The following is a 24,977-nucleotide window of genomic DNA, read 5'->3' as shown; positions in this document are numbered from 1 at the left end:
TTACGACGTCCCACCACCTTAAGGTCTGAAGAGCCGGCCGCAATGCGGTTAGGTGGTGTGGATGTGTCCCGGCAACTTCTTCCCCGACTTATCTGCCGGGACCGAGATGGCTTGTCCATCGATGCGTGAACATACTGTTAGTTGATGTTACTGCCTTCTTCGAATCCACATTCACACATCCCTTGGCTTCCAGAACGTTAAGCCCTGCGACTGGCTTTCGTACCAGGTCAAAAATTCATCTAAATTCTCAATGTTGTAATCGATTACTGCTTCATAAATCTTAATTGAAGCGACTTTCAAATTTCCTTCTTTCGCCTTCTCTTTCAGATTAAGAATCATTCTTCTTTTGGACTCATCCAAAACTGCAACTAATGGTTTCACTAAGTCCATTGCACAAGGGCCTGGATGATCATGGGCCATAAGCCACATATCAATCTTCCAGACTTCACCCTCATAATCCTTATACTTAATCTGAAAGTAAAGCCCTTGATCCGGTCCATCCAAATGATTTGAATATTTAGCATGGGTTACATTAGGATTGATAGCAAGACTTGCTAAAATCGCCATTCCGCTCTTAATATCTGGTTCATCACAGTAAATCTCAATATCAATGTCGGGATTGACAACCAAATTATATGCAAGTCCTCCAACAATAATCGGGGTGCCAACTGATCGCCACAGATTCAGTAAGTCCAAATCAGCTAAGATACTTTCTCCATTAGTTTTCCTTTGTTGTGCTCGCTCAAGAACATCCATAAGTTATTTATCTCTCCTCATCGAGAATACGTCCTTGTCCCATCCCGCAGTAATGTCACCTAACGTTCTTGTATTCACGAAGCCGAGAACCTTAAGGGACAGAGTCCCGGCCGCGACGCGGTTAGGTTCGTAGAGATTGTCTACCTGACCCTCTCCTCGAAATGCCTCGGGCAGACCAAGGGAGCGGAGCGACCACAGCGTGAATACTTGGTTATAAGATGTTGGTGGCTTCTTCGACTATACTTTCAAATTCTTCTTATTACTGACTATGATTTATTAAATGAGCAATTTCTTTAACTCTCTCCATTGTAATTCCTTCTCTTTGTTCAACCACAAGTGGATGATTCGTTTGTTCTAATTCTATTAACGGAACAGCACCAACTTCTTGCGTATGTACCATTGTCTTTAACGATAATGTAGTTAATGGATATATTGAAAGTTCAGTCGATAGCCATCCAAAATAAGGTTTTTCATTCTCTCTTCCTTCAACGTGCAATAATTCATTAGATTTCAAAAAGTTTTCCTCACTAAGAGTAACCCAAACACTCCATATAAATCTCTCTTTATTATCAATTATTGGTATTTCAATAACCTGATTGTTTAGTTCTTTAAATCCAGAAGTTACTATATCATCACTGGCAAACGCTGCAGTTAACATATTCCTCTTATTCAAATCACTCATCGTTTTTCCGATTGCTTCTCTAACTTTGTATTCTATTATCATTTCTAAGCCCTCTAGTAAATCATTAAACTACATTGAAATCACCCTTAACCTATAAAAGTCTTTCGTATAACGTTCTTGCATTAACGAACCCGAAAGGCTTAAGTGGAGCATAGCGCAACACGTCGATAGACTTAGCCTTGCAGGGTTGTCACGTGAATTCACTACTCTGTCAAAAGCATCGCCAGTAACTGAGGGGTGAATGCCCCAATGCGTTAATGCTGTGTTATATGGTGCTTACGCCACCCGCGCAATACCTTCAATCTCTTTATCTTAGAATTCAATATATTCAGGAGAATCATTGATTTTTAAGCAGGTTTCAATTCTTTCTCTAAAATTCATAAATGTAACCATCTTTAATGCATCTTCAATTGGAAAAAATCCACTTTCTAAGCTCTCGTTAGTAGCTATAGGTTCTCCACCAATCTGTTTTGCCAGGAATAATGTATTACAGATCGATTGTTTTACATTCTGATAAATCCCGCAGAATCTAATAATTTCAATGTCTACACCAGACTCTTCTTTTGTCTCTCTAATTGCGGCTTGAGATAATGATTCGCCTTCTTCAACTACACCACCGGGCATTTCCCAACCTCTATCCGGACCTTTAATAAGTAATATCTCGTTTTTAACATTTAAGACAATTGCTGCTGCTGAGACAAAATGTTTTGATTGGCTCATGCGACTCTCCTTAAAACTAGATTTTTTATTTTGGATTTAATTGGTTTGCGTAGGTTACATATAACGTTCCTGTATTCACGACGCGAGCCGACCTTAGATAGCTCTTATCTTAGGCCGACTCATGTGTCGTCTGAGTACTCTCATGATTATACATCGGACGACCAAGGGGCGTAAGCCGCACTGCTTGAATACATTGTTATACGAAGGACTGTGCTCCCTAGAATTTTCTAAACTTTTATTGCATTGTAAATGATTTTTCCTAAGCTACTGATGTAAGCAACCTTTTTAAATTCCCCCTTTGAACCAATAAAAGACAAATCTTTCAAACCAACAAATCCATATGACTTTAATCTTTCAATAGAAGCTAATAACATATATTTATCAAACGTAGGGACTGCAATATTTTCAATTTCAACTGACCCTTTAGCAAGCAAGTTATCAAGAACAGCTATGTCAATAAGTTGCATTGAGTCTAAGCATTCCGAGAAATAACAAAATGTTTCCCAATTATATTCTTCATTTATGTAACCCATAAGTAGTTTAGCAAGCAAAATAGCGCGTTGTTCCGTTCTTAGTCTATCAATTATTAATATAATTCGCTCTGTTACTTTATCTTTAAACTTCTGATCTGTATTGAGTTTATTTTTAAATTTAACAATATTATTGGTCGAACTTCTTGAATGAAATTCCTTTAAGAAACAAAGAACTTTTTTAGTGAAATGAAGTTGCTTAATAGAAATACCGAATCTACCCAACGCAACAATACTCTTAACTATTGGTATTTCGCTAATAAGATCATCACTCAAAAGTGAATCCAATGCTATTTCGCTATAATCAACAGTTAAATCTAAGGCAGTATTTATCAGTTCATTAGAAACAGCATCATTTATTGGTACACTTTGCAGTTCATCAATATTCATTTTCACTTCCCTCCCACTGTTCTACAGTCTTTCGTATAACGTTCCCGTATTCACGAACCCGAGAGGCTTAAGGCGACAACGTCGCCGGCTGCGCTTGCGCAGTTAGCCTCGCAGGGTTGTCTGCCTGATCCATCCTCCTCGAAATGCCTCGGGCGGACCAAGGGACGACGTCAGTCGGCCCGCAGCGTGAATATTATGTTAGCTGAAGTTACTGACTTCTTTGAAATACTATAATAGCTTTTGCAGTTTAACTTTCTTTATTATTATAGGTTTCTCAATATTTATTTCATCAATTTCATTTATTCTATACTCTTTTAATAGTTCTAGAAATATTCTTCGAATCAATTCGCAATCCCCTATTGCACTATGACGCCTAATGTCCGAATCCTCAATAGTATAATGTTTAATCAGAAAGTTAGTTGAAACAATGTCATTTATCTCAGGATGTAAATACGTAAATAATGCTTTAGTATCGAGCAATTGATTGGTCAACATAGGGAGAGCATTTCTTCTGCATTCATTTACTAAGAGGGGCCAATCATATTCGTAACCCGCTTGAGTAACCAGTATTGCATCTTGACAAAAGTGACTAAAATCCTCATAAATTCCTGATAACATCGGGGCTTTTTCTATATCCCTATTGCTAATCCCTGTTAAGCGTTCAATTATTTCAGGTATAGGTTTTAAAGGTCTTATTAACGTATCAAACGTCTTTTCAATTCTTCCTGAACTATCTATTAAAATAGCTCCAATTTGAGTTATATTATCCTCATTTTCATTGGGTCCAGTTGCTTCTAAATCGAACACGCAATACTTCTGTCTATGTATGTCCTTGATATTAATATCAGTTAAACTATACTCATTTTCTGAGATATTTACTATCTTCATTGAAATAACATCCTTTAAGCCAGTAATTTCAGCTAACGTTTTTGTATTAATGACGTTCAATCCCCTTAGATAGCTCTTATCTTAGGGGATTGAATGTGTCCGGCTGCTTAGCTTCTTCGAATCTCTTCTGCCGGACCGAGGGACGAATGTCCTGAAGCGTGAATACAGTGTTAACTGATGGTCAGCACTTCTTCGAACAACTCACATACCCTGGCAATAGACTTATTGTTTTTTGAAAGTTTAGATTTAATGAAGAACTGATTATATTAAACACGTTGTCCCAATCATGTTTTGTGTTATCTATAATAATCGATTTGATGGGAAGATCCTTCAAAATGTCTAATTCTAGCGATTTTCGGTTTGTATAATATTTAATTGTTTCTGCAGTCCACCAATGAGGCTTTGATCGTATTTGAGCTGTGTGTTCTAATGACTCGCTGACACTGTTCTGTGACAAATAAAATAAAACTGGATTTAGAGGACGAAGGATCTCTGCAAGTCCTGTGATGTACTCATTGATATCAGAGGCTGCTATTTCAGGATATAATCGATTGATATCATGAATTTGATGTTGGAACAGGGCACTTTCTAGGATAATAACTTCTTGGTTATTCATTGCAATATCAGCGTATCGCTTGAATCGACGTTCAAATACAGTTTTAAAATTAGTGAATGATACAACAGGTTTATCAGAATAACAGAATTCTTTGGCACCCAGGAAATCTATAAGTTCAGCATGGAATGGTTCTGGTTCTGGAGTTTTATATGGAATTAAGATATACCCCTCCTCAATAATGGAGTGCCTATTAAGCCACTCCTCTTGTTCTGGATAGTTATGTAGCAAATCTTCAAATTCGTTGTTGTGAAAATATGCGTGAAACGGAAGATCAATGGGATGCTCTGACCCTTCAATAAAAACACTAGCTTCAATACCAATAGACATCATGTATTGTTGTAATATCTGTGCAGTTGTCGTTTTCCCTGATCCGGGGATACCTTCAAATAGTATGAGTCTATTACTCTTCACTTTAAACACGCCCCCCAATCACAAACTACCTCTTGTTTTGGTTTTGTTCTTGCTGACTTTCAGTTAACGTTCTTGTATTCACGACGTCCCACCACCTTAAGCCCGAAGGGCGGCCGCGACGCGGTTTGGTGATGCGGATGTGTCCGGCTGATTACGCTTCCCTGCTACTGCTAATTTCATCTCCGAATCTTCATCTAACTTCTGCCGGACCGAGGGCCGAATGGCCCAAAGCGTGAATATAGTGTTATCGGATGCTAATGCCTTCTATGAGATTCCATCAAAATGTATTCAAAATGGTTCATACTGTTCTTAATAATAGTGTTTTCCCTTATTTCAATATCTTTGACTAGGTCATTCATGATATTCTTTGCCAGTTTATATTCCTCTTCGTTTATGTGCCTTTTATTTAAAGCCTCTTCTAGTTCATCTTCATCTTTAATATAAAAATCACCACTAGGAAAAACGACTATATCTAAGTAAAGATCATCCCAATAAGGAATTCCTTCACTAATTCCAACACACTTTGCTATATCGAAATACCATTGAATTATTTCTTTCTTCTCATTAATCATCGTTGTCACACAGTAATTTGATTCCGAAGGAAAGTGTTGCATCCAATAATAACCATCATCAACTAAACAAATTTCTTGATTATTAATATTTCTTTTTAGCGGTTCCTTTACTGTATGAATACTTATCAGGGTTACATGGCCCTTAAACCCATCTTCATCGATAACCCTGCTTACAAAATTTCTCTTTAGCACTCGATGCCAGTCTAACCTGTCTGCCCTTTTCCTTTTCATTTCACACCTCCGATTTAACATTCACAACCAATTCACTTTGCATTAATTTCCGATAACGTTACTGTATTCACGACGTCCGACGTAGTCGGATGTGTCCACAGCAACCACCTCTTTGAAGCAGCTTCTTGGACCGAGGGGCGAATGCCCTGATGCGTGAATATTATGTTATGCGTAGTTATTGCCTTCTTTGAAACACCTTAAATTAATCTCCTTTAAGGCTTTTTACGTATTTATAATATTCCAATGTGTTAATAATTTTAGCTGCCACTTCTGGATATATAGGACTCAATTTCTTTAAATCTCTTGCTAACTCGTTAATATTTTCTATATAATACGGCCAATTACTAGACAGCAGTTTCATCTTAGGTGCCCTCTTAAGCGGTACAGGGTACGATATAAATACATGATCTCTTTTAGATTTCTTCTCATCAATCTCGATCAAGTAATTTGTATAGTCTTCAACTTCTAGTGATGCCGATGGAAGCTGAATTACTCCTATCCAATCTGTAACTTCATACCATGATGCAACCTCATCAACAACTGGCCCCTCTAATATATTCTCTTCTATGCTAAAATCACCGTAGCCCGTTGCTCCTCTAACAGGAATACCCAATTGAATTGACTTGCTTACAATGTATGCCGTAATTCCTCCATGAAAGAGTAATGTGGGATCAGGATCGCCATAAGTTATAAGAACAATAGTGTCAGAAATACTTAATAATTTAACTTCGAGTTTTTTGAAAACATTACCTTCTCCGTTACCTAATATTTCTTTCTCTAAAATTTCTGTTATATGATTTTGGGAATCTTTTATCATCCCAAGAAGAGTACTGATCGCGTTTTTATTTCTATTGGCTATTCCCTTCCAACCAAGAACATCTAAGAAAGTTACAGAACCTCTTTTTCTTTCAGTCATCGTATGCTACCTCCAACTTCTTTTGAATTTCCAAACAGCAATAATTACGTATAACGTTCCCGTATTCACGAACCCGAGAACCTTAAGCCCCCAACGGGGGGCGGCCGCGACACGGTTAGGTTCGCAGGGTTGTCCGCCTGATTTGCTTCCCTGCCAATCCCCCCTGGCGGACCAAGGATCGGCTTCAGCCGATTCGCAGCGTGAATATAATGTTATACGATGTCGGCGCTTCTTCGAATTACTTACAAATCCGCTTTACTGGGGTTCCATCCGATCTTTTGACTCCATGTATTAGCCTTCTTTATAATATCCCATACGATTTCAGTCTTGGCTTCTACATATTGTTCTCTTTGATCTTTATACCGGTTTGCTATTTCATATTTCGTCCTGGCATATTGATCTCTATCATCTTCATGAGTTCTTAAGTAATCTCGAAATAATAAATTCAATTGTTCAGACCAGCTACCTGCTTGCCTTACATGAATATGGGTTCTTCTCGTCCCGGGTGCTTCTCTGAAATACCTCTTAGTCAAATCATCATTATTCGAATGATATCGATATCCTAAAGATGCAAGTCTGGATATGATCGTCTCTATATTACCTAAATCCCTTACGGATATCTGAATATCAATAATAGGCTTAGCTGCTAAACCAACTACTGAAGTCGATCCAATATGATCGATTCTAAGTACTTCGGTGCCAATTTTCGTTACGATCTGGGCTCTTAATTCATTAAAGAGACTTGGCCAACTATCGCTGTACGACTCAATAATCACTGGATCCTTCATCGAGATCACCAACTCTAATGATTTTTTACGCTCTTCGCCGATTTCTTATAACGCTTCTGTATTCATGACGTCCGACGGAGTCGGATGTGTCTGCTGACTCTTCTTCCTCGGAACTTCATCCAGCAGACCAAGGCTCCGGGAGGAGCCGCTGCTTGAATATTATGTTATGTGAAGTCTATTTTTTTTCTTCTTTTGCCTCTATAACTTTTTCAAAACTTGAAGCTATTAATTCTAAAACTTCTCCAAATTCTTCAGATGATTCATGCAAGGCTACATTTAAATCTTTCATACCAAATTCCATTTGAAATTTTACTTTTTCAAATTGGCTCAGCATAGCATTATACTGAACCTTTTGAAGTTCTAAAACTTGTTCTTCATATTTATGCCTAAAAAAGCTCGTTAAAAAAATTAAAGATAAACTTAATAAAACGAGATAAGTTCCTATGGAATTAAATTTTTCGCCAAAAGCAAAAATGTACGCTTGCTCAGGTATGAAAGGAGAAACCAAGACAAGTATTAAACCAATCATTGAAAAAGACCATACTAACCTGCTCGATCTTCTTCCACTATTCAACGGGTTAAGTGCTTTTAAATCTCTTGTGAGATTATCAAAGAAGTTGTTGGAAACCTGAAAATCCTTACTTATTTCGTTTATATTCTCGGCTGGTTTCATGGCTTTTTTCACATTTTTCTTTTTTAAATTAAAAATCGGTTGCTGGGCTAATAATTTTCCATAGAACTTTTTCCTAGTGTTGACCAGTTCTCTTTTTCCATCTTGTATATTCTCCATTGCATCTTCCACAAGTGAATCAATTATCCCTATATACCCACCCAAGGTATTATTAATGTCGTCTTTTTTGAGCGAATTCAATTTATCTTTACCTTCTTGCAATACGATTATAAAATCAATGACTGCAAAAATTAGAGTTGCTACTGAGTATCCAAAAATAATTTCTGGTTTTATACCTACAAAAATAGAAATAAAAATAATCAAAATAAATGATAATGATAATACTAAATATAAATTATATGACTTTTTCATGTTGGCTCCTTTAGTAGATTTCACATAACGTTCTTGTATTCACGAAGCCGAGAACCTTAAGGGACAGAGTCCCGGCCGCGACGCGGTTAGGTTCGCAGAGATTGTCTGCCTGACCTTCTCCTCGAAATGCCTCGGGCAGACCAAGGGAGCGGAGCGACCACAGCGTGAATACTTTGTTATAAGATGTTGGTGGCTTCTTCGACTATACTTTCAAATTCTTCTTATTACTAACTATGATTTATTAAATGAGCAATTTCTTTAACTCTCTCCATTGTAATTCCTTCTCTTTGTTCAACCGCAAGTGGATGATTCGTTTGTTCTAATTCTATTAACGGAACAGCACCAACTTCTTGCGTATGTACCATTGTCTTTAACGATAATGTAGTTAATGGATATATTGAAAGTTCAGTCGATAGCCATCCAAAATAAGGTTTTTCATTCTCTCTTCCTTCAACGTGCAATAATTCATTAGATTTCAAAAAGTTTTCTTCACTAAGAGTAACCCAAACACTCCATATAAATCTCCCTTTATTATCAATTATTGGTATTTCAATATGTCCTCTAATAAAAAAATGTTGTTAATCAATTACACAAAAATCTCTAATTAATTCTGTTCTTTTCTCCTCTGGTACAGTGTAAAAATAATATGGTGCTTCAATTCCGTAACATAAAGGAAGTTCATTTAATTCGTTGTTACAGTGAGGGCATTTCATGTTTTCTGCTCCTTATCTTTTTCACCGATTTCTTATAACGTTCTTGTGTTCACGACGTCCAAATCCCTTAAGCCCGAAGGGCAACCGCGACGCGGTTAGGGAGTTGGATGTGTCCGGCTGAATATGCTTCCCTGCTGCTGAAATACCTCTCCGAATCTACTTCTAACTTATGCCGGACCAAGGGGCGAATGGCCCGATGCGTGAACATTTTGTTATGCGTGGTTATTGTCTTCTTGAGAGGCTTTCAATTTGTCTTGTTCTTTTAGATATCCATATAGCGCTGAAATATATGTTGAGATGGTTATTTCAGCGCCTTTTCCATTTTGATTCATGTGTATCCCTAAATTTTCACTGATTTTATCCTTTATTTCTTTATTTGCAATTATTTCATTCAACTCTTCAACTCTGTCTTCAAGTCCAAAATTATTTATTTCCTTCATTACCTCTTCTCTAAAATTTTCATACCAATTTTGCTTTTCTGTCCATATTAAGAATGCTTCTACTGATCTAGTATTCGGAGCTTTATCATGACAATCCCTGCACATCAAAAACAAATTTGAGGGTTCATCAGTACCGTCAAATTGCTTAGCAATAATATGGCACCTCTGTAACGGGACATTATCCCAATTCTTTATTATTTCTTCCCTAGTTGCATGAGGTTTCTTTATATCATATTTATCCTCCCAATACTTACCACATGCCCAACAACACGGCTCTCCCCAATCAATTCCCTTTTTATCTAACCAATTCATCCAATATTCAAATATCTTTGATTTTGAAGGCATTCCCATCTTCAACTATCATTCCTTTCATTTTATTAATTACAATAATTCCGTATAACGTTTAGGTATCTACGAACCCGAGAGGCTAAGTCCGATCGGACTTAGCCTCGCTGGGTTGTCTGCCTGATCTCACTTCCTTGAAAACCCTCGGGCAGACCAAGGAGCGAATGCGACGCAGCGTAGATATGTTGTTATACGAAGGACCCCTTCTGTGTAATACTTACATGTAGGGTTATCCCACGACTATCAATAAATGAGTTTACACCTCAGTAGATTTATAATCCAGACATATGTCCGGTTGATAACAGCTTTAAATAGTATTTAATTGTCAAAAAACTAGAAATACTAACTCTATATCATATTTCATGCAGGAAGTGAAACTATCTTGTCGAATCCTCTTTGAAAGGATAGTAAGTATTAGGGAGGATAAATTATGTCATTACTTCAAAGAGAACAACAAAGCATTAAAAACGCATTTGAATCAATACTACGTGCAGATTATATCTCAGTTGAACAACTGGATGAGCTGGAGACTTTAGAAAATTATTATATTGATTTTTACAATAATACAAGTAGTATTTTGCAAAAACAGGACAATTATATTTCTGGGCGACGAGGATCAGGAAAAACAGCACTATTACTTAGAGGATATTATGAATGTTTAAAGACCATTTCACCAAAGTTACGACAAAAGAAAAGTGAGTATTTTGACGACGAGAAAATATTACCAATATATATTGACCTAAGCAACTGCAATGAACTTTTCAACTCTGAAACACCTAACAATATTGTTGAGATTCATTTCGTTCGTCAAATAATTGACTCACTAAAGCGTCAACTTGAAGTTATGTTTGATGAAAGTTTTTTACTATTATTTAAAAAAGAGAATCCTGCACTTGATGATCTTGAATATATAGAAAGAGTTTTAATTGAGGGCATAACTCTACTTGTTGACAGAAAAGTAAGTAAAACAGACAAAGACAAGGTAAGTGAATCTGCTGAGTTAAAAGCAAAAATATCAATGACAGGTGCAAGTATTGATGCAGGTATAAAATCAACAAATGAAGAGGAGTCAGAAACAAAATACAATGAATTAAGAGGATTAAATGTACAAGACTTCTTAAATAAAATTAATGATATAAGAAAAAAGGCTAAGATTGATAGCATATTTATTTTTCTTGACGAATATTCGGATTTGAACTCCGATGAACAGGCAAGCTTCTCGAATCTGCTTCGAAACTTATTAGGTTCAAAAATAAGTATGTTTTTTAAGATTGGCGTGATTACTGATAGGTATAATTTCGGGGATAAAATACGAATCGGAAGAGATATATTTCCAATTCCACTTGATCTAAACGAATATGTCGAACGCTTTGGCGGAATTGTTCCATCTTTAAAAAGAATGCAAGATTTTATTGATTTGCTAATCACTCGAAGACTACAAATATTCGCACCAAACGTCAAATATGATCAAATTTTCAAAATAAAAAAAGACGAATTAATACATCGGCTAGCGAGACAAGCTCTAGGGGTACCTAGAACAATTGGTTTAGTTTTACAACACGCATGGAAGCAAAGTGAGACTAAGCCTGACAAAAAAATAGGTCTAAGTGAAGTTAATTATGGTATGACTGCAACTAGGAAAATTTACTTTAGACAGTTTCAAGGAAGTGTTAAACGTAGATTAATTCCCGGCTTCTACATGGATATGTGGAATAGTATTCTTGAAAAGGCTTTAAACGAGAAGAGTAAAACAATGGATAGACCCGCAAGTCATATTCTGATAGATCCATTGAGAAAGGATTATTTCAACGTTTTCTGCGAGAATTTTTTGCTTCACTTTTTAGAAGAGGATCGTTCATCTAAATACGGTGGAAATTATAATTTATATTCGATTGACTATGACATTTGTCTTGAAAATAATATAAAATACGCTGAAGAAAAGGATGAATTTACTGCTATTCGATTTATTTATGATTCCGTTCTTTCGGAGTATGACCCTTACTTTATTAATGAAAAGGTGAAAAGTTATAAATGTCCTGATTGTAAAAAAATATACGATGAATCTCAAGTTTCCAATTACAAGGTAAAACGTTGTCCTGAGGATGACACCAAGCTAGAAGAAATCATCCATAAGGAGGCACCAAGAACAGACGGAAATTACGCTGAGGTAGAAATAAAAATATTGGGACTTATTAGTACACTCTCTTCTGATGAAGCTATGAGTGCAAAAGAAATTGCTGATGCCGTTGGCTGCAGCAGGCAAAAGGTTTCAGCCTGGGGATCTAAGGTTTTAGCAAAAAAAGGACTCATTAAAATTATGCAATTAGATGGAAAAAACTATTATTATCAGATTGAGGACGCTGTAGAATAAATATCGTTTTTTTCCATATAATTCTTTTTTTCTAGAATAAAAAACCTTTAATCCAATAAACAAAAGGATTGAAGGTTTTTTTAAAAAAATATTACCTTCGTTGCTTAACTTCTACTATGGTATTATATATGGGTCTTTCGTATAACGTTCCCGTATTCACGACGTTCGACGAAGTCGGATGTGTCCGGCTGCTTCTACTTCTGTGGAACCCCTCTCCCGGACCGAGGGCGTACGCCCGACGCGTGAATATAATGTTATAGGATGTGGCTGGCTTCAGCGAATTACTTGGCAAACAGATTCGTAATATATGGTCCGAAAATGATTCCTAATAGTGTAGTAATAATACCTGCAGCTAACCCCAAAAAGAAATTAAACCACCTTTCTGTTTTCTTTCCCTTTCCTAAAAGAGTATCCACATGATTGATAAGAGGTTCAGCCTTGCTATGTTCTATACCAGCTAATTGGTTGTATCTCTCGTATTCATTTTTGAGATAATTCAATTTTTCCGTTCGTTCTTTAATATGTCCTCTAGTTCGAAAAGTAATTTTGAGGTTTCATGTAATGATTCATATGCCTTTTCAATCTTTCTTTCTATTTCAACTCTTGATCCGTATAATTCTTTTATTATTTTTTCATATACTTATTTCTTATTGTTACTTGAAATCCCGGCAAATGTATTGCTATCTTTGCTACATTTGTTAAAATACTCCCTAATATACTGGCGATTTTTTTATTCATTCTTCGTTTTCATCCTCTATGTATTATTCACAGCCATTTCCTATAACGTTTCTGTATCTACGAACCCGAAAGGCTTAAAGGAGTGTAGCGACTGGGTGGCTACGCCACTTAGCCTTGCAGGGTTGTCTGCCTAATTCGCTTCTTCGAAAACCATCGGGCGGACCAAGGAGCGTAGCGACGCTGCTTAGATATGATGTTATCTGATGCCCCCACTTCAACGAAATACTTTCACAAATTCTATTCCTTTGTGTACTTAATTCATTTCTCAAATTCTTAGTTCAATTCTTTATTAAGTTTTTTGAAAGTAGTTAATAGCTAAATGGTTCATTATAAATCTTCTTCTGAGATCGGATTATTTAGTCCAACTTGTTTCTCATTATTCATTATCTTTCCTATGTTTATTTTAAAAATCATCCCTAGAAATCCGCTTGATAATAGAACAACACCTATCCATCTATTGGTCATAGCCCCGTCAAGTAGACAATAAAAAAAGAGAATTTATTAAGCGGCGACCTTTTCCCGAAATTCAATCGGTGAGAGGTCGCCGAGTTTGTTTTGGAAACGCTCCTCGTTATAAAACAAAATATATTCTGTAATTTGAATTCTGGCTTGCTCCAGATTCTGTGGCTTCTCCAAATATAACTTCTCGGTCTTTAAATGGGAAAAGAACGACTCGATACAGGCATTGTCAAAGCAGTTCCCACGCCTCGAATGGCTCCCCGTCAGCATCTTCTCTTCAAGCAACTTGGCATAGCTTTGTGTCGTATACTGAAACCCTTGGTCTGAATGGAGCAAGGATGGCCCACATTTTAGTTTCTTTACTGTGTCCGTAACGAGTTTCAAGTCATTTCGCTCGGAGAGTTCCCAGGACACAATTTCATTGTTATACAGATCCATCACAACCGAAAGATAAGCAAACTCATGTCCAATTCGGACATACGTAATATCTGTCACGAGCTTCTGCCGGGCAGCCGTAGCCAGGAATTCCCGATTTAAGACATTACGGAACAGTACTGACGGTTTCCGGCCAGCAAATGGACGCTTCTTGCGAATCACGGAACGAATGCACAGCTCTCTCATTAAGCGACGTACCTTCTTGTGATTCACCACCAAGCCTTCTTTCCCTAAAGCGGTTCGCATACGCTTGTAACCAAAATAAGGGCGGATTCGATGTATGCCTAGAATGTGTGATTTCAGAACCGCATCCCGGTCTGCTCGTTTCATTCTGCTGGCGAGTGTCCTTCTCCATTTGTAATACCCTGCACGTGAAATCTCAGCGATCCTGCAAAGCCAAGTCACGGGAGCCTGCTTGCTTATTTCTTGAATGGACTTGCACCGGGCTTCGAAATCCAGCTTCCCTCCCCGTGCAAGTTCGGATTGAGCTTTTTTAGGTACTCCACCTGCGCTTTCAAATAGGCATTCTCTTCTTCTGCACTACTAAAATGCTTCTTGGTCCAGCGTCCTCGGTAATCCTCGAAACTTTCCCCGTTTTGATGCTTACGTACCCATGCTATGATTTGGCTTTCGCTCTTGATGCCCAACTTCTCCATGATCCGGCTGTACGTCCAATTTTCTTCCACTCTAAGACGAACAGCCTCTTTCTTCGTTTCTTCGCTATATCGATTAAAAGTTTGACCTTTCTTCGCTGACATAACAAAAATCCCCTCCGGTTCCAGTGTTGAGTTCATTTTAACATGATCTCTTTTTTCACTGTCTACCATGAGGGGATAATACCAAATTACACTACGGATTCTCTTCTCTTTTATAATTGGAGCAGTATGTCTTAGATAATGATCACTGTGCGGATAGCATCAGGTCGAGATTGTTTTTCACCTCTGCTGCAACTAAATCAATGATGAGGCTAATATCCCCATTGTCCGCTTTCTCAAGCGTAGCATAGCAGGCTTCTCGATTTTCGTTACGAATTAGGCCGGGGGATATCCATTCTTCATTAAAATAAAGTTCATGGCCAGTCTACTAACTCTTCTATTTCCATCTGTAAACGGATGAATGGCTACAAGTTAGTGATGGATCGTTGCGGCGATTTGTATGGGATGGATAATCGTTTTGTTCGTCTCATACCAGTGCATAAGTTGTTCCATTTCAATGGGTACCTGGTTAGCTGGTGTGTTATGATGTAGTGGTCTCCGAAAGCTGATGATTTTTTAAGAGGGATATTATTAAATGTTGGCACGTTGTATAAGAGTTTACTACGAAGACTTCCAATATGGTCGCTTTATTCAACCATGTGCTGGCTCATTTTAATCCAACCGGACACGCCATTTACGCGTTATTTCAAAGCCACGCTATACCATTTTGTAAATGTCGGGCTTGAAGCATCTATCGAGACAGGCGCCGAGATCAGCGTCCCGTCCGACGTGGTGATCAACTTTATGACGGGTGCGTTTCACGAGACCATCTTGTGGTGGATGTTAAAAGGATATCCCTACACTCCACGGGAAATGACGGCCATGGCATTACGCTTGTCCATTAACGGACCCTATCAATTCTAGAAATTTGAAGGAATATTTGTCCATTTCATCGAAATACAATGTACTAACACGAAATCGATAGAAAGAGATGTGTATGAGATGAATGGAATTCTGGGTGTATCCGGACTATCGTTCTTGCTGGTGACACTATTCACACCACTGCTTATCTGGGGATTGCGTACGTTAAAGCTTACGCAGCCAATCCGGACCGAGCTGCCTCCCGATCATCAGGCCAAACGCGGGACGCCGTTAATGGCAGGTCTTATATTGCTGATTGGCGTTGCCATGTCACTGCAATTTCATCCTGCGCCGCTTACCGTTTTTTTATGCTCGACCTTCCTCTTGTTCAGCTCGATCGGGTTTATGGATGACTTCAAAAAAGCTGCGTGGCAGGACCCGTCCGGAATCTCCGGTCGCATGAAGCTTGTATTTCAGTTCCTGTTTACCGGCGCATTACTATATGTGCTGTTCCATTCCTTTTCACTGACAAGTGATATCCGGCTCTTCAACGGATTTCATCTCCAATTGCCGGTAAGCGTCTATGTCATCATCATGCTGTTATTCATTGTGGGTTCGGCGAATGCCATTAACTTTACCGACGGTTTGGACGGACTGTTGATCAATGTGGCCATACCCACCTACTTTTTCTTCTTCTTAATCTCCGACAAACCGGAGGTTCAGATGTTCTCGCTGGTCATGATCGGCTGTCTGCTCGGTTTGCTGCTCTACAACATTTATCCGGCCCGGGCATTTATGGGGGATACGGGATCCCTTGCCATTGGCGGTTCCCTTTCATTCTTAGCGGTGATCGAGAAGGTCGAAATTCTGATTCCGTTGCTGTTCATGATCTATTTGGCCGAGCAGCTCTCGGTTATCCTGCAGGTATGGTACTACAAACGGACCAAGTTGCGTCTGTTCCGTATGGCACCCATCCATTATCACTTTAGCCTCAAGTATGGTTGGAGCGAGAACAAAATCGTTATGATCTTCGGTTTTGTCTCCTGGTTTATGGCTCTTCTCTGTTGGGTACTTGCAAAGTATGTGATGTGAAACACCGAAATAGACAAGCAAGGAAAAAAGCCTCCTGGTAGGATTGAAGCGTGCTTCACTCTACTGGCTGGCTTTTTTCATGTATAAGGAGATCAGTCCCGATGGGAAGAAGCGATCTCTTCCAGCTCTTTTCTCAGACTCTGGAGCGTTAACGTACGCTCTTTGTCATGCTGGACATCATAGAGTAGTTGCTCCATGAACTCCCAGACATCCTCCAATTTGCGTCTGCCTTGATAAAACTGCAACGCCTCAGCGTTTATTTCATAATGACTGTGCGTTTCTTTATAAACCCTCATAAATAGTTCAAAATAGGGCTCATCCACAAAAGACATCATATCCGCCTCAACCGGTGCCAACTTCAGTCCTTCCCAATCGATCAGCTTCAGTTGCTGCCCCGTAGACATCAGATTCCATCCATGTACGTCGGTATGGCATAATGCCATTCGCAGATCACGATTCTTCAGCGCTTCGGACAACTCTTCAACTTTAAGCATGATTTCCTTCAATCTATCGATATAAAGCAGCAGCACTTCCCCGAGGTCATACGGCAACTCCCCGTCCAGCGTGCTCTTTAGCTGCCCAAGAAACGGCACCGTGTAGTTTTCCGTCATGGCACTTGTCACAAGCGGAACCTCTTCCCCATAGCGATGGAGCTCTGCGATCATCTCCGCTAGCTGCCGTACCTGATCCTCTGTCAGTTCTTGATCGGCAATCGTGTCTCCGACGATATATTCATACAGCAGATAGATCCCTTCGTCATCCTCGCATTGACAACTGCCGTCCGTCGTGAGAATGGGGGCTGGAATCTTGCCCTTCAAACGGCTATGCTCTTCAAGCCACAGCAATATCGGCACGTAATCATCAATCAGCGCAGTCCACTTCGGGGTGGATGCACGGCTTTTCTCATATACTTTCAGGAAATAGGTATGTTTGACATCCCGTACCCTGAATGCCAGAGCAGCCCATCCACCCTGTTGTGGTGAAATTTCGGTATGCTCCAAGCCATAATAATCCTTCAACATGTTTTGTAAACGGTCCATGGGTCCTCCTATCAACCTTCTTATAAATCTTGGTGCTCCCTTTCACTTTATCATAACGATAGTGAAGATATGATATAAAGTCCATCATTCACGACAAGATGCTGTTCTTCAGGGGCTAGTCCCTGAATTGACACCACTGTCGGAAACATGCCGGGCTTAATGTGTACAGGGAACCAAGGCCGATGTTTATCAATGACTATCAACAACCCGTTCTCATCACCCATCGCTGCAAATTGTTTGCCATCACCTCTCCATAGCGATAAACCGAAGACTTCATGCAGTCGACGGATTTCTTCACGGACATCAACCACCGGAAGACCGATTTCGCTAATCGCTATAATATGCTTCGCATGGAAAGAATCTGCTTGCTCGTGAACCGTCGCATGATGAGCAATGAATTCAATCAAATTGCCGTCAGGATCATAAAAATAACAAGCCGATGCCGGCCAATCCTTAAATTCAAATGGTTGATTGCCATCTTGAGTAATCAGCTCGATCCCGTTATTCTCCAACCACTTCATGGCTTCGGATAATTGGTTAACGGCGATGGAGAAGGCAATATGATAAAAGGCGCGGGAGTCATGATCCTGAACAAATTCGATGGTTGATCGACCAGCTTGGAGCTCCAATCGTTCATCCGCGTCCTTCTTGACTTCAAATTCCAAAAGATCTACATAGAATTTCTTGATCATAGCCAGCTGTTTCGTCCGTACTTCAACTTTCAATATATTCATATGGACCACCCCTTCTTCATTACTGTCTTGCTTGTAGTCTGCAGTTAACTTGACCTCATTGTAGTTTTTGAACAATAATAGATCAATACTATATTTTCTATACAAACAATAGTTTATAACTATATGATACGGAGTGAATCGAATGGAGATCAGACAGCTGCACTATTTTTTGATGCTGTGCAAGGAACTTCATTTTTCCGAAGCGGCACATAAACTGGGTATTTCCCAGCCCACCTTAAGTCAACAAATACGGGTATTGGAGGATGAAGTCGGGGTTCCGTTATTTGATCGCATGGGGAAAAAAACCGTTCAGACGGAAGCTGGAGCGATCCTGGAACACTATGCCCGACAGATGATTCAGCAAATGGAAAATGCAAAGAGAGCAATTGCGGACTTGACCCATTTAAACACAGGCCGTTTACGGGTAGCCGTGCTTCCCTCCGATTTGGATTATCGACTGACTTCATTGCTTGTTGAGTTTCACAAGGAGTTTCCGAATACCCAAGTGCAGATCATTCCTTCCATTGATATCGTGAACCAAGTGCTAAACAATGAGGTCGATATCGGGGTGGGTCTTGCCATTAAGCCTGACAGCCGGTTAAACCGCCTACCTTTTTACACAGAAACCTATAGTCTCTATGTTCATGAACAGCATCGTTTAGCCAGCCGTGAGCTAATAGAGCCTCAAGAACTTCAACGTATTCCATTTGTGATGTATCCGAATGGGTTTTATGGACGCGAACTGATCAACGCATGGTGCAAAGAGCTCGCGATTGAACTCAAAATCCTGATGGAGACCGGCTCGGCTACCTCCATATTTCAGCTTGTGAGAGAAGGAATCGGTGCGACCATTCAACCAAGTCAACTGATCGACAGCTTTCAGTCCCTCGGTTTAAAGGCAGTTGCCATCGAACACCCTCCTTCCAGGGATTTGGAGATGTACTATCGCAATGACAAATATTTAAGTGCAGCAGCTCGTACGTTTATGAAACGGATGGAGAATTCCTTCTAGAATGATTCCAGGCTTATGACAGCATCCAAGAAGAATTGATCCTGTTTTACCTCATATAAAAAACAAGGGTGCATTTTCAGCATCCTTGTTCTTGCTTGCTTCATCTTGTTTTTATTCTAATGGCCTGCCTTCTTTATAATAAAGATTCCGCTTAAGAATCACGAAGAAAATATGTACGTTTCGGTACCCGTGTTCCGACAAGATGTCGTGAATGCGGGCTGCGACAGCATCATGAATCTCCTGAGTTCTCTGGAACATGAGGATTTCCACGGATAACGGCGTATTGGTTATGATCTGATAAGGAAGCAGTTCAATCTTTACAATTTCCTGCGGTATTTGAACAATACCGGCGAATTCGGCAACGACCTGTGGTGTGATTTCTTCAAGAAAAACTTCGGTAAATCCTTTAAAGCGTAAATATGGCACTCGTATCCCTTCATTTCGTCAAATTATTGTCTTATAGATGTCCCCAAGTGACTTTTATCTCTCTTCTACTATACAATATTGTTATTGTGAAAGGAATCACTATGATTCAGATGCACATATTCGCAGGTGAATTTCAATTATAGTTATCCTTTCAATTGCCCTTTACGGAGCATTTCCGTTAGACTTGATAACATCCGATTCATCATACGAGAAATTCTTATGGAGGTGAAGGTCATCATGGGCCGAAATCTATGGGATGCCGAATGGGAAGTAACCGAGCCGTTAGTCCGATTATTACTTAACCGTCAATTTCCCCAATTGTCCACCCTCAAGGTCCAGGAGATTGGCAACGGATGGGACAACACCGTTTATCGCGTTGGCGATGAGTATGTGTTTCGCTTCCCCCGAAGAGATATTGCCATAAATTTACTAAATACCGAAGCAAAAATCCTGCCCAAGCTTGCAAACTACATAACAGTACCTTATGCGAAACCCCTTTTCTTCGGAAAAGAAAGCGAAGACTATCCTGCACCTTTTCTGGGGTATACCTATCTTCCAGGGAAATTTCCGATTGGAATATCAGATGAAGCGCGGATGCAGTCGGCGGCAACGCTCGCCCGCTTCCTGAAGAACCTGCATGCATTTCCCGTAGAAATAGCACAGCAAGCGGGTGTATTGTCTGACCAGCGTAATCTGACCGATCTGGCCGGCCGGAAAGACAAAATGCTGAATCTCCTCTCCAATCTTACCCACTATATTACGCAAGAAGAATTAAATGAGATCGAGGACTATTTGCGGGGCATCCATTTGGATCAGGCGAGGCATCGACATGTTCTAATCCACGGGGATCTCCATTTTAAAAACATGTTAGTCGATGAAGACGGCAAGCTTTCAGGTATTATTGATTGGGGTGACGTCAACGTTGGCCATCCTGCCTGTGACCTGAGTATCGTTTACAGCTTCCTGCCATCGGCCTCCCGAGCAGCTTTCTATGATATCTATGGCGAAGTGGACGAAGAAACCAAGATTCTGGCCCGAATGATCGCCGTATATATCCCCATGTTAATATTTATCCAGGCCATTGACGAAAAGGATGAAGCCATTGCATTGGAAGCCAAATCGATTATTCAGCGTGCTATCGCCACGTAATGGTTCGATAGTTATATGGCTGAATCATATCGCATCCAAAAAGAAGCTTGAAAAAACCTTCAAGCTTCTTTTTCTTAGTCTCGTGATTTGCCTGACGCTTTTGTAACGTTAAATTTTTAACATTCCCATTAATGGCATAATGGCTTTTATCACATTCATGCCCAGTGTAATGTGAGGCACGATTTGTCCCAAGAAGCCCAATCCGCCAACAGCCGCGACTCCTTCTCCTCGCTCAGCCCCTTCGACTGCCGGAGCGTTTGGAGGACCTCCAAACAAGCCGCTTAAAAATCCGGAAATCTGTGTTTTATCCCCGCTCCGTGCAATCGAAGCCGACATTTTTTGGTTAGCACGAAGTCCTGATAGCGTCACTTCCTGGCCTTGGATCTGATTTAGTTCTCCGATATAGTAGCTGCCGTCCTTCAGAACGACCACGACCGGTTGACCTACCCAATGCTGGGGAGGACTCGACTTCGAAACAGCTCTGGACTTCCTTGCGCGTTTCGATGGCATATTAGGATCACCTCGCTTCCCTATTCATCATGATGACATCATATGCAGAGCCGTCTTTCATTCTTGTGCCTTTATAGGATGATTGATACAAATGCGTCAACAACCTAGATTTACCAGCCCGTCAACATAAAAAAATGAGCAAAAATTATTTCCGCCAAATGTGGCTTTTTGACTCTCTCCGGTGTCTAATGAATTGTAAGGTCAAGAGGAGGTTCTTATCCGTGTCAAGAGCTCAAGACAATCTCCCTGTTTATCCGGATAACCAGGGAACCAAACGCACATTTGAAGATATGTATGATGAATACCGCCCGAGGATTCGCCATTATCTCGCACTGAAAGTGAATCCGATGGCTGCAGATGACTTAACACAACAAGTGTTCTTAAGGGCCATGGAGAACCTCGATAAGTTTAACGGGAACTCCAGTCTGTTCACCTGGATCTTCAAGATCGCCCAGAACACGGTTAAAAATGAATATCGAAGTATATCACGTAAACATGAGATGCCTTATGACTTTACAAGTTATGAATCACAGTCCATCTCCCTTGATTTTGCCAGATATGTTGATATTCGAATCGATATTAGCGCGGCACTTAAGCAGCTGAGTGAGCTTGATCAGCAGATTATATCCTTACGATTCTTCGTGGATTGTACGCTGTCGGAAATATCCAGGATCGTGGGCATGCGCGAGAGTGCGGTGAAAAATCGATTGTACCGATCCTTAGAGAAGCTAAAGAAAGAATTAAAAGAATGGGGTGACATCACCATTATGTCAATTCTAGATTTGATATCCTTTGAAAGCAAAAGTGATGCAAGTCATCATCAGAGCAACGTGCATCAGGACCTGTTTCAAGAACTAAAGAACAATGTAGAACAGATTGCAGCGAAATATAATCATCAGCCTTCACGCAAAATCGTCATTGAAATCTATCCCGATCTGCCTACATTCCATCAAGCCGCTGGAGAATCGGATGCACCTGATTGGTTCATGGGCACGTTCGAGAACAACACGTTAAAAATCGTCTCACCCTTAAACCCGGGTCCCGAGCATACGTATCAATCGATCCTCCGGTCCACGCTGCACTTGTATACCATGTGGTTGATCAGCGACATCAACCCCCTTGCCCCCAAATGGATCCGGCAGGGCATTGGCGGGTACGAAGCGCAGCAAATGTCCGAAGATTTCATTCGAAGCACGACTTCGGCAGCCATCAGCAATCATGCAATTCCAAGCTTCGAGGATCTCAATGATGATTCCTGGGATTTCGGCAAAACGGGATTTCAGTTCTCCTATCTGATGGTTGAGTTCATCATTAAAAAATATGGGCTAGGTCCATTAAATCAAATCATCCGCAACCCGGATGGTTATCACGACATTTTCCATCTTTCCGAAGAAAAGCTTCATGAACAGTGGGCGAAAGCCCTCCAAGATCAGCTTGTTTAGGTCAAAAGAAACCCGGTCCAGGACCGGGTTTTCCACTATCTCCATACGTTTGCCATTCTCGTTATCCATACCGGCCCAGCACGACATGGGAAATCACCTTTGTCTGCGGGTTATCCAGGTACATATTAGATCTTCCATGCCACATCTGTCTAAGGGGGTTATTAGCAGCCTCACAGCGGCCAACCGTCAAAACATACTTATTCTTTTGTTCCACCACTCCTTGGCGAGCTTCGGAAACGTCACCAACCGCATGATACCATGGCTCCCAGCTCTCTAAACCACGACCTTTTCCTACTACTCCCAATCACGTGTCACTTCAGAGACCGTATCCGGACAGCGGATGTCTTAAAACCGGGCATTTTACAGAACGGGTCGAGTTCCGGCCGGGTCGCGTGATTGCTTACTTATTCGTTCCCAGTTAAAGGCTTATCCGTTCTTCCTCTTCTCTCATCAGTAGGAAGAGTTGTTCCCGCTAAGGTGAGTTTAAGCACAAGAAACATGCCGTACCCAAGCACACCACCGGCCGTATTCAGGATTAAATCATCCACATCAAAACTTCCCATTGAAAAAAAGAGCTGGGAGCATTCCAGTCCCAGGCTCAACCCCAGGGATGTCGTGAAGGAGCCAATGAATCCGAGGAACTTGTTCCTAAGCATAAGACCGACGAATAGGCCATTGGGCATGAATATGGCGATATTGCCAAAGAGATTGACCACGTCATGCGTACTCGAAAGGTGCTTGATATTCATACGAATGGATTCAAAGGGTGTGAAATTGGCAAATTGCAATCGATTTTGTACATAATCCGGGAGCTCGGTGGCTCGATGCAGCTGCTGCCACAGAACTGATATATCTACGGAACCGAACTTGAATAAAATCACCTTGAGTAAGACATAGAGATACAGCGCATATAGTAATACAAGCATCCATTTATACGATAATTTCATTCCTCATCATCCTTGTTTAGCAGTACCGTCACAATGATTCCGTCGATATTGTTTCCAGATATCTCATACTCGCTTCCCGCCGGTATCTCAATCTCCATGTCTTTGGACGTCACGGGTACATACTCTATTTCGTATTCCTTCCCATCTACGGTTGTTCTATAGCTGGATTGTTCCTTCAGGTAATCCAAATATTCCTCCAATGTAAGATTCAGTTCCTTCATGATCATGCTGTGCGGCTGCCCAACATAACGAAAATGCCACGGTTCATACTGAATGCCTGTAATCTCTGTTTTGTCCTCAGGATATCGCAGAATGAAACCGTGCGCCCATGCATGCTCCTTCAGCCACTTCCCTTCGGGCGATCGATCAATCGACTGCTGTGTCGATCCGATGTCCATCGAGAGCCCGAGATTATGTTCGCTGTAGCCTGGAGGCAAGGCGTAATCGGAACCTTTTTCACGATAAAGCTGTTCTTGCTCGCCCTCATCCCGATACCCGCTGCTGATCATGAAGCGATTGACTCCGTCTTCTCCGGCGGCTTCAACCATATCACCGAATTTCTCTGCCACACTGCGCGATAACCGGATTGTGTTGTCCAGAACCACATAACCATGCATTAAGTCTTTATTCTCAAACAATGTTACGATATCCTTCGGCACCGCTCCCTGATCAAGCGGATGATCCTTGTTGACCAGGACCAAATTTCCACGTGTCACTTGTTCATCTGTTACACGGATCGTTTGCACAGCTGATGGAGGATTCGATTGCGTGTCGGAACCCGCTTTTGATTCCTGTCCATCTCTACTCTCTACCCTATCATTCACGTTAGGCGTCTCCGTCATTATCGACTCGCATCCGACTAACAAAAATATAACGAGCATGATCAAACCCTTTTTCAACTTCAACAACTCCCTCTAGCTTGGTTTATCCAGATTAATAAATAGAGTTTAAGGAAAAGTAGGGAAAAGATAAAGTTTTTCTTAAGAGATGAAAGTTGCGCTTATCCCTTTTCCCTTTGACAAGGTT

24 protein-coding genes and 2 pseudogenes are annotated in these 24,977 nt (G+C 40.5%); 6 read left to right on the top strand and 20 right to left on the bottom strand.

Going from position 1 to position 24,977, the window contains the following annotated elements:
• Nucleotides 1–171: 171 nt before the first annotated feature.
• The 12 genes and pseudogenes from MKY48_RS13610 to MKY48_RS13555 all read right to left on the bottom strand — a co-directional run bounded on the left by MKY48_RS13610 (nucleotide 172) and on the right by MKY48_RS13555 (nucleotide 10,046).
• Nucleotides 172–756, bottom strand: a complete 585-nt coding sequence (locus MKY48_RS13610; RefSeq protein WP_339293162.1) for a hypothetical protein — start codon at nucleotides 754–756, stop codon at nucleotides 172–174.
• A 259-nt stretch (nucleotides 757–1,015) separates the two neighbouring features.
• Nucleotides 1,016–1,480: a DUF2199 domain-containing protein gene (locus tag MKY48_RS13605; RefSeq protein WP_339293161.1), complete on the bottom strand. Its 465-nt coding sequence runs from the start codon at nucleotides 1,478–1,480 to the stop codon at nucleotides 1,016–1,018.
• 270 nt (nucleotides 1,481–1,750) lie between these two features.
• Nucleotides 1,751–2,158, bottom strand: coding sequence for an NUDIX domain-containing protein (locus tag MKY48_RS13600; protein WP_339293160.1), 408 nt, complete (start codon nucleotides 2,156–2,158; stop codon nucleotides 1,751–1,753).
• Between the two features lie 227 nt (nucleotides 2,159–2,385).
• Nucleotides 2,386–3,078: a hypothetical protein gene (locus tag MKY48_RS13595; protein ID WP_339293159.1), complete on the bottom strand. Its 693-nt coding sequence runs from the start codon at nucleotides 3,076–3,078 to the stop codon at nucleotides 2,386–2,388.
• 228 nt (nucleotides 3,079–3,306) lie between these two features.
• Entirely contained in the window at nucleotides 3,307–3,966 is a 660-nt protein-coding gene (locus MKY48_RS13590) for a 3'-5' exonuclease (RefSeq protein ID WP_098743236.1), read from the bottom strand.
• Nucleotides 3,967–4,147: 181 nt separating this feature from the next.
• A complete protein-coding gene (locus MKY48_RS13585; RefSeq protein WP_339293158.1) occupies nucleotides 4,148–4,993 on the bottom strand; it encodes a hypothetical protein in 846 nt (281 codons plus the stop codon).
• 254 nt (nucleotides 4,994–5,247) lie between these two features.
• The gene (locus MKY48_RS13580; protein ID WP_339293157.1) at nucleotides 5,248–5,796 is read right to left on the bottom strand and encodes a DUF402 domain-containing protein; all 549 of its coding nucleotides are present in this window, start codon (nucleotides 5,794–5,796) and stop codon (nucleotides 5,248–5,250) included.
• 202 nt (nucleotides 5,797–5,998) lie between these two features.
• The gene (locus tag MKY48_RS13575) at nucleotides 5,999–6,712 is read right to left on the bottom strand and encodes a hypothetical protein (RefSeq protein ID WP_339293156.1); all 714 of its coding nucleotides are present in this window, start codon (nucleotides 6,710–6,712) and stop codon (nucleotides 5,999–6,001) included.
• Nucleotides 6,713–6,954: 242 nt separating this feature from the next.
• Nucleotides 6,955–7,500: a GrpB family protein gene (locus MKY48_RS13570; RefSeq protein WP_339293155.1), complete on the bottom strand. Its 546-nt coding sequence runs from the start codon at nucleotides 7,498–7,500 to the stop codon at nucleotides 6,955–6,957.
• A 175-nt stretch (nucleotides 7,501–7,675) separates the two neighbouring features.
• The gene (locus MKY48_RS13565) at nucleotides 7,676–8,542 is read right to left on the bottom strand and encodes a hypothetical protein (protein WP_339293154.1); all 867 of its coding nucleotides are present in this window, start codon (nucleotides 8,540–8,542) and stop codon (nucleotides 7,676–7,678) included.
• A gap of 227 nt (nucleotides 8,543–8,769) precedes the next feature.
• A pseudogene (locus tag MKY48_RS13560) lies at nucleotides 8,770–9,255 on the bottom strand (DUF2199 domain-containing protein).
• A gap of 212 nt (nucleotides 9,256–9,467) precedes the next feature.
• Nucleotides 9,468–10,046: an HNH endonuclease gene (locus tag MKY48_RS13555; protein ID WP_339293508.1), complete on the bottom strand. Its 579-nt coding sequence runs from the start codon at nucleotides 10,044–10,046 to the stop codon at nucleotides 9,468–9,470.
• A 424-nt stretch (nucleotides 10,047–10,470) separates the two neighbouring features.
• On the opposite strand from MKY48_RS13555, the gene MKY48_RS13550 reads away from it, so the two are divergent.
• Nucleotides 10,471–12,411 (top strand): hypothetical protein, encoded by a 1,941-nt coding sequence (locus MKY48_RS13550; protein ID WP_339293153.1) that lies wholly within the window; start codon nucleotides 10,471–10,473, stop codon nucleotides 12,409–12,411.
• Between the two features lie 1,239 nt (nucleotides 12,412–13,650).
• Here the strand turns inward: MKY48_RS13550 and MKY48_RS13545 are convergent.
• Nucleotides 13,651–14,801 (bottom strand): annotated as a pseudogene (locus MKY48_RS13545) (IS3 family transposase).
• 594 nt (nucleotides 14,802–15,395) lie between these two features.
• On the opposite strand from MKY48_RS13545, the gene MKY48_RS13540 reads away from it, so the two are divergent.
• Nucleotides 15,396–15,662, top strand: a complete 267-nt coding sequence (locus MKY48_RS13540) for a TetR-like C-terminal domain-containing protein (RefSeq protein ID WP_339293152.1) — start codon at nucleotides 15,396–15,398, stop codon at nucleotides 15,660–15,662.
• Between the two features lie 78 nt (nucleotides 15,663–15,740).
• The gene (gene mraY, locus MKY48_RS13535) at nucleotides 15,741–16,691 is read left to right on the top strand and encodes a phospho-N-acetylmuramoyl-pentapeptide-transferase (protein WP_339293151.1); all 951 of its coding nucleotides are present in this window, start codon (nucleotides 15,741–15,743) and stop codon (nucleotides 16,689–16,691) included.
• Nucleotides 16,692–16,783: 92 nt separating this feature from the next.
• On the opposite strand, the gene MKY48_RS13530 is transcribed toward mraY, so the two are convergent.
• Together MKY48_RS13530 and MKY48_RS13525 are read right to left on the bottom strand one after the other, a co-directional pair.
• Nucleotides 16,784–17,731: a phosphotransferase gene (locus tag MKY48_RS13530; protein ID WP_339293150.1), complete on the bottom strand. Its 948-nt coding sequence runs from the start codon at nucleotides 17,729–17,731 to the stop codon at nucleotides 16,784–16,786.
• A 50-nt stretch (nucleotides 17,732–17,781) separates the two neighbouring features.
• Complete coding sequence (locus MKY48_RS13525; protein ID WP_339293149.1) at nucleotides 17,782–18,465, bottom strand: VOC family protein; 684 nt, start codon at nucleotides 18,463–18,465, stop codon at nucleotides 17,782–17,784.
• Between the two features lie 142 nt (nucleotides 18,466–18,607).
• Between MKY48_RS13525 and MKY48_RS13520 the strand changes: the two genes are divergently transcribed.
• The gene (locus MKY48_RS13520; RefSeq protein ID WP_339293148.1) at nucleotides 18,608–19,477 is read left to right on the top strand and encodes a LysR substrate-binding domain-containing protein; all 870 of its coding nucleotides are present in this window, start codon (nucleotides 18,608–18,610) and stop codon (nucleotides 19,475–19,477) included.
• A 111-nt stretch (nucleotides 19,478–19,588) separates the two neighbouring features.
• On the opposite strand, the gene MKY48_RS13515 is transcribed toward MKY48_RS13520, so the two are convergent.
• Nucleotides 19,589–19,903 carry a DUF1904 family protein gene (locus MKY48_RS13515; RefSeq protein WP_076321271.1) on the bottom strand — a complete coding sequence of 105 codons (315 nt, stop codon included), beginning with the start codon at nucleotides 19,901–19,903 and terminating at the stop codon, nucleotides 19,589–19,591.
• 237 nt (nucleotides 19,904–20,140) lie between these two features.
• Between MKY48_RS13515 and MKY48_RS13510 the strand changes: the two genes are divergently transcribed.
• Nucleotides 20,141–21,052: an aminoglycoside phosphotransferase family protein gene (locus MKY48_RS13510; protein WP_339293147.1), complete on the top strand. Its 912-nt coding sequence runs from the start codon at nucleotides 20,141–20,143 to the stop codon at nucleotides 21,050–21,052.
• Nucleotides 21,053–21,160: 108 nt separating this feature from the next.
• Here the strand turns inward: MKY48_RS13510 and MKY48_RS13505 are convergent, their stop codons facing one another.
• Nucleotides 21,161–21,562 carry a hypothetical protein gene (locus MKY48_RS13505; protein ID WP_339293146.1) on the bottom strand — a complete coding sequence of 134 codons (402 nt, stop codon included), beginning with the start codon at nucleotides 21,560–21,562 and terminating at the stop codon, nucleotides 21,161–21,163.
• A 221-nt stretch (nucleotides 21,563–21,783) separates the two neighbouring features.
• Between MKY48_RS13505 and MKY48_RS13500 the strand changes: the two genes are divergently transcribed.
• On the top strand, nucleotides 21,784–23,004 hold the full coding sequence (locus MKY48_RS13500; RefSeq protein WP_339293145.1) for a sigma-70 family RNA polymerase sigma factor: 1,221 nt from the start codon (nucleotides 21,784–21,786) through the stop codon (nucleotides 23,002–23,004).
• A 61-nt stretch (nucleotides 23,005–23,065) separates the two neighbouring features.
• Here the strand turns inward: MKY48_RS13500 and MKY48_RS13495 are convergent, their stop codons facing one another.
• From MKY48_RS13495 to MKY48_RS13485, 3 genes are all read right to left on the bottom strand, one after another.
• Complete coding sequence (locus MKY48_RS13495; RefSeq protein ID WP_339293144.1) at nucleotides 23,066–23,308, bottom strand: hypothetical protein; 243 nt, start codon at nucleotides 23,306–23,308, stop codon at nucleotides 23,066–23,068.
• A gap of 100 nt (nucleotides 23,309–23,408) precedes the next feature.
• Nucleotides 23,409–23,951, bottom strand: a complete 543-nt coding sequence (locus MKY48_RS13490) for a VanZ family protein (protein WP_339293143.1) — start codon at nucleotides 23,949–23,951, stop codon at nucleotides 23,409–23,411.
• Nucleotides 23,948–24,850, bottom strand: a complete 903-nt coding sequence (locus MKY48_RS13485) for a M15 family metallopeptidase (protein ID WP_339293142.1) — start codon at nucleotides 24,848–24,850, stop codon at nucleotides 23,948–23,950. The genes MKY48_RS13490 and MKY48_RS13485 overlap by 4 nt, the downstream gene beginning before the upstream one ends.
• Nucleotides 24,851–24,977: the final 127 nt, after the last annotated feature.

The organism is Paenibacillus sp. FSL W8-0187 (genome assembly GCF_037969755.1).
In the GTDB taxonomy this organism is placed as follows: Bacteria; Bacillota; Bacilli; order Paenibacillales; family Paenibacillaceae; genus Paenibacillus_AQ.
This window is presented reverse-complemented; position numbering and strand designations above follow the sequence as displayed.

Coding starts and splice junctions, on each gene's coding strand:
- MKY48_RS13610 (WP_339293162.1), bottom strand. CDS start 756: ATGGATGTTCTTGAGCGAGCACAACAAAGGAAAACTAATGGAGAAAGT.
- MKY48_RS13605 (WP_339293161.1), bottom strand. CDS start 1,480: ATGATAATAGAATACAAAGTTAGAGAAGCAATCGGAAAAACGATGAGT.
- MKY48_RS13600 (WP_339293160.1), bottom strand. CDS start 2,158: ATGAGCCAATCAAAACATTTTGTCTCAGCAGCAGCAATTGTCTTAAAT.
- MKY48_RS13595 (WP_339293159.1), bottom strand. CDS start 3,078: ATGAATATTGATGAACTGCAAAGTGTACCAATAAATGATGCTGTTTCT.
- MKY48_RS13590 (WP_098743236.1), bottom strand. CDS start 3,966: ATGAAGATAGTAAATATCTCAGAAAATGAGTATAGTTTAACTGATATT.
- MKY48_RS13580 (WP_339293157.1), bottom strand. CDS start 5,796: ATGAAAAGGAAAAGGGCAGACAGGTTAGACTGGCATCGAGTGCTAAAG.
- MKY48_RS13575 (WP_339293156.1), bottom strand. CDS start 6,712: ATGACTGAAAGAAAAAGAGGTTCTGTAACTTTCTTAGATGTTCTTGGT.
- MKY48_RS13570 (WP_339293155.1), bottom strand. CDS start 7,500: ATGAAGGATCCAGTGATTATTGAGTCGTACAGCGATAGTTGGCCAAGT.
- MKY48_RS13565 (WP_339293154.1), bottom strand. CDS start 8,542: ATGAAAAAGTCATATAATTTATATTTAGTATTATCATTATCATTTATT.
- MKY48_RS13555 (WP_339293508.1), bottom strand. CDS start 10,046: ATGGGAATGCCTTCAAAATCAAAGATATTTGAATATTGGATGAATTGG.
- MKY48_RS13550 (WP_339293153.1), top strand. CDS start 10,471: ATGTCATTACTTCAAAGAGAACAACAAAGCATTAAAAACGCATTTGAA.
- MKY48_RS13540 (WP_339293152.1), top strand. CDS start 15,396: ATGTGCTGGCTCATTTTAATCCAACCGGACACGCCATTTACGCGTTAT.
- mraY (WP_339293151.1), top strand. CDS start 15,741: ATGAATGGAATTCTGGGTGTATCCGGACTATCGTTCTTGCTGGTGACA.
- MKY48_RS13530 (WP_339293150.1), bottom strand. CDS start 17,731: ATGGACCGTTTACAAAACATGTTGAAGGATTATTATGGCTTGGAGCAT.
- MKY48_RS13525 (WP_339293149.1), bottom strand. CDS start 18,465: ATGAATATATTGAAAGTTGAAGTACGGACGAAACAGCTGGCTATGATC.
- MKY48_RS13520 (WP_339293148.1), top strand. CDS start 18,608: ATGGAGATCAGACAGCTGCACTATTTTTTGATGCTGTGCAAGGAACTT.
- MKY48_RS13510 (WP_339293147.1), top strand. CDS start 20,141: ATGGGCCGAAATCTATGGGATGCCGAATGGGAAGTAACCGAGCCGTTA.
- MKY48_RS13505 (WP_339293146.1), bottom strand. CDS start 21,562: ATGCCATCGAAACGCGCAAGGAAGTCCAGAGCTGTTTCGAAGTCGAGT.
- MKY48_RS13490 (WP_339293143.1), bottom strand. CDS start 23,951: ATGAAATTATCGTATAAATGGATGCTTGTATTACTATATGCGCTGTAT.